10 protein-coding genes are annotated in these 12,573 nt (G+C 73.9%); 2 read left to right on the top strand and 8 right to left on the bottom strand.

What is annotated here, in order from left to right; translation table 11 throughout:
* Positions 1–10 precede the first annotated feature (10 nt).
* Together V6U89_RS11725 and V6U89_RS11720 are read left to right on the top strand one after the other, a co-directional pair.
* On the top strand, positions 11–949 hold the full coding sequence (locus V6U89_RS11725) for a transporter substrate-binding domain-containing protein (protein ID WP_154941329.1): 939 nt from the start codon (positions 11–13) through the stop codon (positions 947–949).
* The gene (locus V6U89_RS11720) at positions 946–1,986 is read left to right on the top strand and encodes a hypothetical protein (RefSeq protein WP_210779010.1); all 1,041 of its coding nucleotides are present in this window, start codon (positions 946–948) and stop codon (positions 1,984–1,986) included. The genes V6U89_RS11725 and V6U89_RS11720 overlap by 4 nt, the downstream gene beginning before the upstream one ends.
* A gap of 89 nt (positions 1,987–2,075) precedes the next feature.
* Here V6U89_RS11720 and V6U89_RS11715 read toward each other — a convergent pair whose 3' ends face one another.
* From V6U89_RS11715 to V6U89_RS11680, 8 genes are all read right to left on the bottom strand, one after another.
* Entirely contained in the window at positions 2,076–3,065 is a 990-nt protein-coding gene (locus tag V6U89_RS11715; RefSeq protein WP_334570905.1) for a hypothetical protein, read from the bottom strand.
* Between the two features lie 108 nt (positions 3,066–3,173).
* Entirely contained in the window at positions 3,174–4,337 is a 1,164-nt protein-coding gene (locus V6U89_RS11710; protein ID WP_154941331.1) for an acyl-CoA dehydrogenase family protein, read from the bottom strand.
* Positions 4,334–6,391: an ATP-binding protein gene (locus V6U89_RS11705; RefSeq protein WP_334570904.1), complete on the bottom strand. Its 2,058-nt coding sequence runs from the start codon at positions 6,389–6,391 to the stop codon at positions 4,334–4,336. Before V6U89_RS11705 ends, V6U89_RS11710 begins: the two co-directional genes overlap by 4 nt.
* A gap of 11 nt (positions 6,392–6,402) precedes the next feature.
* Positions 6,403–8,004: an acyl-CoA carboxylase subunit beta gene (locus tag V6U89_RS11700; RefSeq protein ID WP_334570901.1), complete on the bottom strand. Its 1,602-nt coding sequence runs from the start codon at positions 8,002–8,004 to the stop codon at positions 6,403–6,405.
* Entirely contained in the window at positions 8,001–9,197 is a 1,197-nt protein-coding gene (locus V6U89_RS11695) for an acyl-CoA dehydrogenase family protein (RefSeq protein WP_334570900.1), read from the bottom strand. Before V6U89_RS11695 ends, V6U89_RS11700 begins: the two co-directional genes overlap by 4 nt.
* Positions 9,194–10,921, bottom strand: a complete 1,728-nt coding sequence (locus V6U89_RS11690; protein WP_334570899.1) for an acyclic terpene utilization AtuA family protein — start codon at positions 10,919–10,921, stop codon at positions 9,194–9,196. Before V6U89_RS11690 ends, V6U89_RS11695 begins: the two co-directional genes overlap by 4 nt.
* Positions 10,918–11,775, bottom strand: coding sequence for a TIGR03084 family metal-binding protein (locus tag V6U89_RS11685; protein ID WP_334570898.1), 858 nt, complete (start codon positions 11,773–11,775; stop codon positions 10,918–10,920). The genes V6U89_RS11690 and V6U89_RS11685 overlap by 4 nt, the downstream gene beginning before the upstream one ends.
* Before the next feature lie 39 nt (positions 11,776–11,814).
* The gene (locus V6U89_RS11680) at positions 11,815–12,471 is read right to left on the bottom strand and encodes a TetR/AcrR family transcriptional regulator (protein ID WP_334570897.1); all 657 of its coding nucleotides are present in this window, start codon (positions 12,469–12,471) and stop codon (positions 11,815–11,817) included.
* Positions 12,472–12,573: the final 102 nt, after the last annotated feature.

Raw genomic sequence — 12,573 nt, 5'->3', positions numbered from 1 at the left:
AGGTAGTTCGATGAACGACAGCTCCTCCCCGAGGTTCCGCTCGGTCGCGACCACGCTGGCCGTGGCGCTGACCCTGACGCTGGCCGCCGCGGCCGGGTGCGACAACCGGCAGGATCCGCCGCTCCCCTCGGTGCTGGACAAGTTGCGCGAGTCGCACATCGACGGCCAGCCGAAGATCAGGATCGGGGTGGCGGCCACCGAGCCGCTGATGGGCGAGCTGCGCAACGGCACCTACGTCGGCTTCGACGTCGAGATCGCCCGGTACATCGCCGCCTCGCTGGGCTACGAGGGCGACCAGCGGATCGACTTCGTCTCGCTGGCCACCGAGGACCGCATCCCGGCCCTCCAGGGCGGCGTGGTCGACCTGGTGGTCTCCAGCTTCTCGATCACCGAGGAGCGCAAGAAGCAGGTCGGCTTCGCCGGGCCGTACTTCGTCACCACCCAGGAGGTGATGGTCCCGAACCGGTTGAAGGACAAGATCCGCACCATCGAGGACCTCCGCGACCCGGCGTACAAGATCTGCACCAGCGGCGGCTCCACCACCGAGGCTGAGCTGGAGAAACACCAGGTCAAGGCGCTGGTGGTGAAGCGGGTCGGCGACTGCGTCAACGGCATCCGCGAGGGGCGGTACGACGCGGTCAGCTCCGACGAGACCATCCTCGCCGGCTTCCTCTCCCAGTACCCGACCGAGTTCGAGATCGTCGACATGCCGTTCGGCACCAGCGAGACGCTCGGCATCGGGGTGCCGATCGGCGACCCGGCCCTGCGCGACCTGGTCGCCTTCTTCCTCGACAAGAGCTACCAGCAGGGGCGCAGCGGGATCAGCAGTCCCTGGCTGACCGCGTACAACCGGACGCTGGGGCCGTGGATGAAGGCGCCGAAGTCGCAGCCGCAGCCGCTGGACGTACCAAAGCTGGTCGACTTCGACGACAAGGCGCCCCGGCGGTGAGCGCCCCGGCGGTGCCCGCCCAGCGTGACGTGGGCCCCGCCGGGCCGGCGCGGGAGGGGAGCGACCCGGCCGAGCGGCGAGCCCGGGCCAGCCAGTCGTTCTGGACGGCCGTGGTCGGCGTGCCGGCGATCTTCTCCGTGCTCCGGCTCGGCGTCGAGGCCGGCGGCGAACTCCAGACCACCCTGCTCCTGGTGGCGAACGTCGGCCCGGTGAACCTGCTGGCCGGCTTCCTCACCACGGCCGCCCGACTGCTCTCCACGGGCCTGGTCGCGGTCTTCGCGCTCGGCGCGGTGCTCCGGGTGAGTGTGGAGCGGATGCCGGCCAGCTTTCGCCGGCCGCTCTTCGCCCGCTGGGTGGACATCACCCCGGCCTGGTTCGTGGTCGCCAGCTTCCTGCTCGCCCTGGTCACCTGGCAGCTGCTCTACCTGCCGCTGCTGATCCCGGCGTTCGTCGCCGCCTTCCAGCTCACCCCGGCCCGGCTGCACGAGCAGGTCGCGCCCCGGCTGCTGCTGCTCGCCGCCCTGTTCGTCGGGTACGCCTGGCTGCTCGCGCCGACCCTGCGGGACGCCTGGCGGCAGGGGGAGCTGCTGGCCCTGCTGTTGCTCGTCGCGCCGCCGCTGCTCGCGCTCGGCGTCACCGGTCCGCTGCCGGCGGCGGTGATCCGGCCACTGGCGTCGCTGACCGAGGCGGCCGTGCTCGCCATGCTGGTCTGGGCTGCGCTGCCGGTGATCAGCACGCCGGTGCTGCCGCTCACCGTCACCACCGTGGAGTCGACGCCGGGCGGCACCGAGGACGTCCGTGGGCACGTGGTGACCGTGGACGACGTGAACGTGGTGCTGCTCCAGGAGCGCGGCGGCGTCCGCTACGTGCCGGTGGACCAGGTGCGCGCCCAGGTGCTCTGTCCCAGCGAGGAGGAGCTGCCCCGGCACCGGCTGCGCATCCGCGACTTCCACGTCGAGGACTCGCTGCTGGAGGGGACGGGCCGGCGGGTACGACCGGTGCACCGTATCGACGCCGCCTGCCGCGCCGTGCGCTGAGCCGGCTCGGGGCGGCGCCACCACGGAGGTGACGGGCCGCTCGGCGCCCGGGCCCGGCGTCGCCCCGCCGGCCCCGGGCGCGCGGCCGGTCAGCCGAACGCGGTGGTGTGGTAGCGCACCCGGTAGAAGCGGGCACCGCTCTTGCTGTGGTTGCCGGAGCTGAAGTGGATGGTGCGGCTCCAGTCACCCTCGCCGGAGCCCGGCACCACCCAGGTCCGCACCCCGTTCGGCAGCCGGGTGTACGCCTTGACGTGGTCGGCCCCGCTGACCTGGCTGGAGGTGAACTGCCAGCTGTTGCCGGCGTACACCAGTTGCAGCGAGCGCACGTTGTACGACGAGGTGAAGAAGTAGCCGCTGCCGTCGTGGTCGGGCAGGATGTCGTGCCCGACCTTCGCCCGTCCCGCGCCGTCGCTGAAGGTCAGCTTCGTCCGGTACGCCAACCGGGTGCTGGACCCGTTGCCGGTGATCCCGTAGAGGCGGACCTCACCGGTGCCCACGGCGATGACGAAGCCGTTCTGGTTGTAGATGACCCCGTGCGCACCGGGGAAGCCGTAGAACTTGACGGCCCGGGTCCCCGGCTTGCCGCCGTTGGTCGACGGCACGAACAGGTGCAGGCCGCCGCCGCCGGCCGAGCCGGTCGGCCCCTTGGAGGTGGCGACGACGATCGCCCCCTTGCCCTCGATCCGCTCGATCGAGTGTGGGTTGCCGTCCACGGCGGCCTGCCAGACGATCCCCCCGGTACGCGAGGAGCCGATCGCGCTCTCGTCGATCATCGCGGCCCGGCCCAGGTAGTCGCCCACCCCGGAGGACGTCACCAGCATGACGTTGCCCCAGTTCGCGGTGCCCCGCCGCTTGACGTCGGAGAGGTTCGTCCACGTACCGGTGGTGCTCGGCGCCTTCCACAGCACCGTGCCGCTGCTCCAGGCGGCCGGGTTGAACCTGAGGATCCGACCGCTGGCCTGCTCGGTCGCCATCACGTAGTGGGTCGCGGCCTCGGCCGGCGCGGCGCCGAGCAGCCCGGCGGCCGGCGCGGCCACCGCCGCGCCCGCGAGCCCCCTGAGTACGGCTCTTCTGTCCATGACACCCTCCCCTGTGGTCTGTCACCGCTGATCGTGACAGTGGGGAGTCGTCGGATCACGGTGTCGGTCCGGTCACCCTTTCCGGTCCGGCGCCCGGATCCACCCGGGTCAGTAGGACTTGTCCTGGCCGAGGACGTGCTGGGCGACGAAGTTGAGGATCATCTCCCGGCTGACCGGGGCGATCCGGCCGGCGCGTACCGCGCCGAGCAGGGTGGCGACGCCGTACTCGGTGGTCATGCCGGCCCCGCCGAGGGCCTGCACGGCGGTGTCCACGGCCAACGCGGCGGCCTCGCCGGCGGCGTACTTGGCCATGTTGCCGGAGATGCCGGCCTCCAGGTCGCGGCCGGCGTCGTACAGTGTGGCCGCCTTGTGGATCATCAGTCGGGCCAGTTCGACCTGCACCGCCGCGTGCGCGAGGGGGTGCGCCACGCCCTGGTGCGAGCCGATGCTCCGGCCGCCCCAGACCTTGCGGGTGGCGGTGTACTCGCTGGCTCGCTCGATGGCGTACCGGCCGGTGCCGGCGCCCATCGCGGCGACGGTGATCCGCTCCGGGTTGAGCCCGGCGAACAGCGCCGGCAGCCCGGCGTCCAGGGACTCGCCGACCAGCGCGTCGGCGGGCAGCCGCACGTCGTCGAGGTAGAGCAGGAACTGGTTCTCCGGGGAGAGGATCTCCATGTCCAGCTTGGAGCGGGTCAACCCCGGAGCGTCGGTCGGCACGATGAACAAAGCCGGCTTCAGCTTGCCGGTCGACGCGTCCTCGGTGCGGGCCACCACCAGCACGTACTGCGCCTCGTCGACCCCGGAGATGTAGCACTTGCGGCCGGAGAGCAGCCAGTCGTCACCGTCGCGGCGGGCCACCGTGCCGAGCCGGTGGAAGTTCGAGCCGGCCTCCGGCTCGGTGATCGCGAAGACGATCTTCTGGGTGCCGTCGGCCAGGCCGGGCAGGTGGCGCTTGCGCTGCTCGTCGGTGCCGTGCTTGTTGATCACCGTGGCGGCGATGGCCGGGGAGACCACCAGCAGCAGCAGTGGGCAGCCGGCCGCCGCCAGCTCTTCGCAGACGAGGGCCAGTTCGGTGATGCCGCCGCCCCCGCCGCCGTACTCGGTGGGGATGTTGACGCCGAGGTAGCCGAGCCGGCCGGCCTCGCTCCACAGCTCACTGGTGTGCCCGCCGGTCTTCGCCTTCTCGACGAAGTAGGAGTGGCCGTACCGCCGGCCCAGCGCGCGGACGGCGTCGCGGAGCTGGTCCTGCTCGGGGGTGAGGTCGAAGTTCATCGCGGGTCCTCCTCGGAATTGACCACGGCCAGCACGGTGCCGGTGTCGACCTGACCGCCGGCCGGCACCGGCAGGTCGGCGACCACGCCGTCGGTCGGGGCGAGCACGGGGTGTTCGAGCTTCATCGCTTCCAGGGTCAGCAGCAGGTCGCCCGCGGCGACCCGCTGACCGACCGTCACGTGCACCCGGCTCACCGCGCCGGGCAGCGCCGCCAGCAGCGACCCGGCCGCCAGCTCCGTGCTGGGCAGCGGGAACCGGGGCAGCTCGGTCAGGCTCGTCGCCCCGTCCGGGCCGTCCACGAAGACCGCTGACCCCACCCGGTGTACGCGGAACGGCCGGCGCACGCCGTCCACGTCGAGCACGACCCGGTCCGGCCTCGCCGCCACCAGCGCCACCGTCGGCGGCTGCCCGGACCGGTCGGCATCCGCTCCGGCCGGGTCCGCCCCCGCCCCGGGTCCGGACCCCGCCGAGGACCCGTCGGCCGAGGTCACGCCCGGGTCGGTGGACCACTCCGTCAGTGCGCCGGTGCGGTCCAGTCGGTAGCGCACCTCGATCTCGCCCCCGTCCGGCCCGGCGTAGCGGGTGACCTGCGGGAACGCCGGCACGTTCCGCCAGCCGGAGGGAAGCCCGGCGAGCACGCCCGCCTCGGCGCGGCGGGCGGCGGCCGAGGCGAGCGCGGCGGCCAGCGCCGCCAGCGGTGACCGGTCGGCGGGGAGCAGCGGGGCGAAGACCTCGGGGTGCCGGTCCAGGAAACCGGTGTCCGCCTCGGCCGCCGCGAACTCGGGGCTGCGCAGCACCCGGACCAGCAGGTCCCGGTTGGTGGCGACGCCGTGGAACTCGGCCCGGGCCAGCGCACCCGCCAGCGCCCGGACCGCCTCCGCCCGGGTCGGCGCCCAGGCGACCAGCTTGGCCAGCATCGAGTCGTAGTGCACGCCCACCGTGGAGCCGTCCGTCACGCCGGAGTCCAGTCGCAGCCCCTTCGTCGGGGCGAACGCCCCGGTCACCCCCGGGACGACGAACCGGTGCAGGGTGCCGGCCGCGGGACGGAAGCCCTGGGCCGGGTCCTCCGCGCAGAGGCGTACCTCGATCGCGTGGCCCTCGACCGGCGGGGTCGCCGCCACCGGCAGCGGCTCGCCCTCGGCGACCAGCAGTTGCAGCCGGACGAGGTCCAGGCCGGTCACCGCCTCGGTGACCGGGTGTTCCACCTGGAGCCGGGTGTTCATCTCCAGGAAGAAGAACTCGCCGGTCGGGGCGAGCAGGAACTCCACCGTGCCCGCGCCGACGTAGTCGACGGCCCGGCCGGCGGCGACCGCCGCCTCGTGCAGCCGCTGCCGCACCTGCGGCCCGAGGACGGCCGGAGCCTCCTCGACGATCTTCTGGTGCCGGCGCTGGATCGAGCAGTCCCGCTCGCCGAGGGCGACCACGGTGCCGTGGGTGTCGCCGAAGATCTGCACCTCGACGTGCCGACCGCGCTCCACGTACCGCTCGATGAAGACCGTGCCGTCGCCGAACGCGGCGGCCGCCTCCCGGCGGGCGGAGGCGACGGCCTCGGCGAGGTCGGCGGCGTCGCGGACCACGCGCATGCCCCGCCCGCCGCCCCCGGCGGAGGCCTTGACCAGCACCGGGAAGTCGGTGATCTGGTCGGGGTCGGTCCAGGTCGGCAGCATCGGCACGCCCGCCTCGGCGAGCAGCGCCTTCGCCTCCATCTTGTCGCCCATCGCGGCGATCGCCTTGGCCGGCGGGCCGACCCAGGTCAGCCCCGCGTCGGTCACCGCCGCGGCGAACTCGGCGTTCTCGGCGAGGAAGCCGTAGCCCGGGTGGACGGCGTCCGCGCCGGTCCTCCGGGCCGCGTCCAGGATCTTCTCGATCCGCAGGTACGTCTCGGCCGGCGTGTTCCCCGGCAGCCGGACCGCGTGGTCGGCCTCGGCCACGAACGGCGCGTCGGCGTCGGCGTCCGAGTGCACGGCGACCGTCTCGACGCCGAGCGCCCGGCAGGTGGCGAAGACCCGGCGGGCGATCTCGCCCCGGTTGGCCACAAGCAGTCGGTTGATCATGAGTGGCCCCTCTACATCCGGAAGACGCCGAAGCCGTCGGCGCCCTTCACCGGTCCGTTGTGGATCGCCGACAGGCAGAGCCCGAGGACGGTACGGGTGTCCCGGGGGTCGATCACCCCGTCGTCGTAGAGCCGGCCGGAGAGGAACAGCGCGCCGGACTGGGACTCGATCTGCTGCTCGACCATCATCCGCATCGCCGCGTCGGACTCCTCGTCAAAGGAGCGCCCCCGAGCGGCGGCGGCCTGCCGGGCGACGATGGAGAGCACCCCGGCGAGCTGCGCCGGCCCCATCACCGCCGACTTCGCGTTCGGCCAGGTGAACAGGAACCGCGGCTCGTACGCCCGGCCACACATGCCGTAGTTGCCGGCGCCGTAGGAGGCGCCCAGGTTGACCGTCAGGTGCGGCACCCTCGAATTCGAGACCGCGTTGATCATCAGCGCGCCGTGCTTGATGATGCCGCGCTGCTCGTACTCGGTGCCGACCATGTAGCCGGTGGTGTTCTGGAGGAAGACCAGCGGGGTGTCGGCGGCGTTGGCGAGCTGGATGAACTGGGCCGCCTTCTGCGCCTCCTCGCTGAACAGCACGCCCCGGGCGTTGGCCAGCACCCCGACCGGGTACCCGTGCAGCTCGCCCCAGCCGGTGACCAGCGCCGTGCCGTAGGCCGGCTTGAACTCGTCGAACTCACTGCCGTCGAGCACCCGGGCCAGCACCTCGCGGGGGTCGAAGGGCACCTTGAGGTCGGCGCTGGCGATGCCGAGCAGCTCCTCCGGGTCGTACTTCGGGGGTTGGGGGGCCGGGTTGCGCGGCGGCGGACCCTGCTTGCGCCAGTTGAGCCGGCGCACGCACTGCCGGGCCAGCCGGATGCCGTCCCGCTCGTCCTCGGCGAGGAAGTCGGCCAGCCCGGAGGTCGACGCGTGCATCGCCGCGCCGCCGAGGGACTCGTCGTCGGTGACCTCGCCGGTGGCCATCTTCACCAGTGGTGGACCGGCCAGGTACACCTGCGAGCGGTCCCGGATCATGATGACGTGGTCGGACATCCCGGGCACGTACGCGCCGCCGGCGGTGGCGTTGCCGAAGACCACGCTGACCGTGGGGATCTTCGCCGCGGAGAGCCGGGTCAGGTCGCGGAACACCCGGCCGCCCGGGATGAAGATCTCCGCCTGGGTGGGCAGGTCCGCGCCGGCCGACTCGACCAGGTTGACCATCGGCAGCCGGTTGGCCAGGGCGATCTCGCCGGCCCGCCGGGTCTTCGCCAGCGACCACGGGTTGACCGCGCCGCCGCGTACCGTCGGGTCGTTGGCGACGATCAGGCACTCCACTCCCTCTACCACGCCGATGCCGGTGACCACGCTGGCCCCGACCGGGAAGTCGGTGCCGTACGCCGCCACCGGGGACAGCTCCAGGAACGGGCTGTCCGGGTCGAGCAGCAGCTCGATCCGCTCCCGGGGGAGCAGCTTGCCGCGCGCGTGGTGCCGGGTCACGTACTTCTCGCCACCGCCGGCGCGGGCCTGTCCGAGCGCGGCGTCCAGCTCGGCCAGGCGCTCCAGCAGCCCCTCCCGGTTGGCCCGGTAGGTCGGCGAGGACGGGTCGACAGCGCTGTCCAGTGTGCTCACAGGCCCATGCCCTTCGCGATGATCTCGTTCATGATCTCCGTGGTGCCGCCGCCGATGCCGAGGATCCGGGCGTCCCGGTAGTGCCGCTCGACCTCGGCGTCGCGGAGGTAGCCGAAGCCGCCGTGCAGTTGCAGCGCCTGGTCGACCACCTGGTCGCAGGCGGCCACCGCGACGTTCTTCGCCATCGCCACCTCGGTCACCACCGGCTCGCCGGCCGCGACCCGGGCGGCCACCTCGTGCACGTACGCCCGGGCCGCCTCGGCGCGGGTGTGCATCTCGGCGAGCCGGTGCCGGACCAGTTGCCGGCTGGCCAGCGGGCGGCCGAAGGTGGCCCGGTCCCGGCACCAGCGGGTGGCCAGCTCGACGCAGCGCTGCGCGGTCGCGTACGCCTGGGTGGCCAGTGAGAGCCGCTCCGCGGCGAAGTGCTGCATGATCGCGAGGAAGCCGGTGTTCTCCTCGCCGATCCGGTTGGTCACCGGCACCCGGACGTCGACGAAGGACAGTTCCGCGGTGTCCGAGCAGTGCCAGCCCAGCTTCTCCAGCCGGCGTCCGACGGTGAAGCCGGGCGTGGCCTTGTCGATGACCAGCAGGCTGAGCTCGCCGCTGCCCGGGAAGTCGGTGCAGACCGCGGTGGTCACGAAGTCGGCCCGTACCCCGCTGGTGATGTAGGTCTTCGAGCCGTTCACCACGTAGTGGTCGCCGTCCCGCCGGGCGGTGGTGCGGATCGCGGCGACGTCCGAGCCGCCGTCCGGTTCGGTGATCGCCAGCGCGCCGATCATCGTCCCGGCCAGGGTGGGCCGGACGTACCGGTCGACCAGGTCGTCGTCGCCCCGGAGCTGGCCGCCGCCGAGCCGGCCGCGGAGCAGGCCGCCGCTCTGGCCGCCGGCCGCGGCGACCATGTGCGGCAGCGCGATGCCGTGCGTGAAGAGCGCCGCGATCAGCCCCGACGAGCCGCCGGAGCGGATGATCTCCTCGGTGACGAGGATCGAGTCGAGCAGGTCGCCGCCGCTGCCGCCGACCGACTCCGGGAACCCGATGCCGAGCAGGCCGATCTTCGCGGCGGTGGCGTGCAGCTCGCGCGGCACCTCGCCGGCCCGCTCCCAGTCGGCCAGGTGCGGCAGCACCTCCCGGGTGACGAAGGACCGGGTCAGCTCGCGCAGCTGGCGCCGTTCCGGGGTGTCCACGATGCTCATGCGCCGGCCTCCCCGACTCGTTCCGCTGGGCCCGTCGGCAGGTCCGCGGGCAGGTCGACGACCCGGCAGCGCAGCAGCTCGCCGAGCGCCTTGGCCTGCGGGTCGAACCGCGTGGAGGCGGCCACCCCCTGCCCGAGCAGCCCCCGCAGCACGAAGTTGACCGCCCGCAGGTGGGGCAGCTCGTAGCGCTCGACGGTCAGCGGGGCGGTCTCCGGCAGCAGTTCGGCCAGCCGCTCGACGGTGAGCCAGTCGCGCAGCCAGCCGTACGTCGCGTCGGTGCGGGCCCAGACGCCCAGGTTGGCGTCGCCGCCCTTGTCGCCGGAGCGCGCCCCGACCAGTTCGCCCAGCGGTGCCCGTCGGGTCGGGCCGGTGCCCGCCGGCCGGGCCGGCGCACCGCCGGTGTCCGGTGCGACCTCCGTGGCGTGCGCGGCGGCGACGTCGGTCCGGGTCGGCGGCGGGATCGGCACCCGCTCCCCGCCGGGCAGCACCGCGACGTGCTCGACCGCGTCCTGCGGCACGGTGTCGGCGGTGAAGACGCCGTACGGGGTGGCGTCGCCGGGCAGCGTGGTCAGCGTGCAGCCGGGGTAGGAGGCCAGGGCCAGCTCCACCGCAGCCGCCGAGAAGGCCCGCCCGGCCCGCGCCTGGTCACCGTCGCGCAGGTGTACGTGCAGCAGCGCGCTCGCCGCCTCGGTGTCGGCCGCGTCCGGGTGGTCGGTGCGGGCCAGCGTGAACTCCAGCCCCTCCTTGCCGACCGCCTCCTCGAGCTGCCCGCGCACCAGGGCCGCCTTGGCGGGGACGTCCAGTCCGCAGAGGACGAACGTCATCGAGTTGCGGAACCCGCCGAGGTTGTTGACGCCCACCTTGACGGTGTCCGGCGGTGGTGTGCCCCGGACGCCGGAGACGCGGACCCGGTCGGGCCCGTCGGAGTGCAGCCGTACCGTGTCCAGCCGGGTCACCACGTCCGGCCCCAGGTACGCCGGGCCGCCCACCTCGTAGAGCAGCTGCGCGGTGACGGTCTCGACGGTGACCGCGCCGCCGGTGCCAGGGTGCTTGGTGAGCACCGAGGAACCGTCCGGGTGGATCTCCGCGATCGGGAAACCGGGCCGGTGGCCGCCGTCGGGCAGCTCGGTGAAGAAGCTGAAGTTGCCGCCGGTGACCTGCGCCCCGCACTCGATCAGGTGCCCGGCGACGGTCGCCCCGGCCAGGGCGTCCAGGTCGTCCCGGCTCCACCCGAACCGGGCGATCGCCGGCCCGACGGCCAGCGAGGCGTCGGTGACCCGGCCGGTGACCACCACGTCCGCCCCGGCGTCGAGGCAGGCCGCGATGCCGAACGCGCCGAGGTAGGCGTTCGCGGTGAGCGCGTCGGGACGGGGGAGGGCGTCGCCCTCGACGTACCCGATCCGGGCGGTGAGGCCGAGCCGGTTGGCGAGCGAGCCGATCGCGGCGGCCAGGCCGGCCGGGTTCAGGCCGCCGGCGTTGGTCACGATCCGCACGCCCCGGTCCAGCGCGGTACCGAGGCAGCCTTCGAGCTGGCGGAGGAAGGTCTTCGCGTATCCGAGGGCGGGGTCGCGCAGCCGGTCGCGGCCGAGGATCAGCATGGTCAGCTCGGCCAGGTAGTCGCCGGTGAGCACGTCCAGCTCGCCGCCGTCGAGCATCTCCCGCCAGGCGGTGGAGCGGTCGCCGTAGAAGCCGGAGGCGTTGCCGACCCGTAGCGGGGCGCTCATGCCGGTGCTCCGGCGCCGCTCGCCGCGCGCGGCTCCCGCCCGGCGCCGGGCGGCCCGGCGAAGGCCTGCGCCACGTCCAGCCACGCGTCGGCGGTCGTGCCGGTGGCGGTCAGGGCCAGGTCGGCGCGGTGCCGGCGCTGGGTGACCAGCAGGCAGAAGTCGAGCGCCGGCCCGGTGACCCGGTCGGCCGCGTCCGCCGGCCCGAAGGCCCAGACGTCGTCGGCCGAGCCGTCCTCGCTCGCGGCTGCGGGGCTCGCGAGCGCACCGCTCGCGCTCGCCGGCGCGGTCAGTTCGACCCGGACCGGGGCCGTGGGCAGCGACCGGCCGTGGGCGGCGAAGCCGTGCCCGAGGGTACGGAAGCCGAGGTGGGCGACGTGCCGCAGCCGGGCGGTCGGGGCGCGGGTGATGCCCAGCGCGTCGGCCACGTCCTCGCCGTGCGCCCAGGTCTCCATGATCCGGGCGGTGGCCATCGAGGCGGGCGACATCCGGGTGCCGTACCAGGGCAGCTTGTCTCCCGCCGGGACGGCGGTGAGGGCGTCGATGAGCGCGGCCCGGCCGGCCCGCCAGCGGGCGAGCAGCTCGGCCGGCGGGGCCAGGAACCGCTCCGCGCCGTCGTCGACGAGCCGGCTGACGTCCGGCGCCGAGGTGACCGAGGCGTAGAAGGCGTCGACGTCGGTGGCGGCGAGCCGGGCCATCTCGTCGGTCCAGGCGAGGTGGGCGATCTGGTGGCCGACCGACCACCCGGGAGCGGGGGTGGGCCGGGCCCACGCCTGCGGCGGCAGCGGCGCGACGAGGGCGTCGAGCTGCTCGGACTCGGCGGCCAGATCCGCGAGCAGTGCTGTCAGGTCGACCATGATGCCTCCGGGCGGGGTGTGCCGGTCAGGACGGGCGGGTCACTGCCTGTCGCGCTCGGGCCCCGGCGTGGCGCGCTCCGGTGGGCCGGCGTCGGGCGTGAGCAGAGCGGCGAGCTGGCGTTTCCAGGTGTGCAGCAGGGCGGTACGGCGGGCCGAGTCGTCGTTGAGCAGGTTGGCCACGCCCAGCCCGCGGAGCAGGTCGAGGGTGGCCTGTACGGCCTCCCGTACGCCGGGGCGCCGCTCGTCGACGCCGAGCAGCGCCACGGTCAGCCGGTGCATCTCCCGGCCGACCCGGGCCTCCAGCGGCACCAGGGCGCGGCGCAGCTCGGCGTCGGTGCGGGCGGCGACCCAGAGCTCCAGCGCGGCGACGAAGAGCGGCCCGGTGAAGGCCACGCCGAGCAGGTCGACCACCCGGTCGAGCCGCTGCGGCCCGGCCGGCAGGGCCTCCGCCTCGGTGCGCAGCTCCGCCGCCCGCCGGTCGGCGAGGTGGGCGACGGCGGCGGTCACCAGGGCCGCCCTGGTCGGGTAGTGGTGCAACTGCGCGCCGCGCGAGACGCCGGCCCGGGCCGCGACCACGGTGGTGGTGGTGCCGGACCAGCCGTACTCCACCAGGCAGTCGACGGTCGCCTCCAGCAGCCGGGCCTGAGTGGCGCGGCTGCGCTCCTGCTGAGGGACGCGCGTCGATGCGGTGGACACGGGGACAGCGTGCCGTCCCCGAAACAAACAGTCAAGCCTGACTTTTTCTGGTCCCAGACTGCGCGGTGCGCGCCGTTTCGCCGGTGTGGCGGGGTCAGCGGC

The sequence above is a fragment of the Micromonospora sp. CPCC 206171 genome (assembly GCF_036906755.1).
Lineage (GTDB): Bacteria > Actinomycetota > Actinomycetes > Mycobacteriales > Micromonosporaceae > Micromonospora > Micromonospora purpureochromogenes.
The sequence above is the reverse complement of the archived record's forward strand: the minus strand, read 5'-3'. Positions and strand labels throughout refer to the sequence as shown.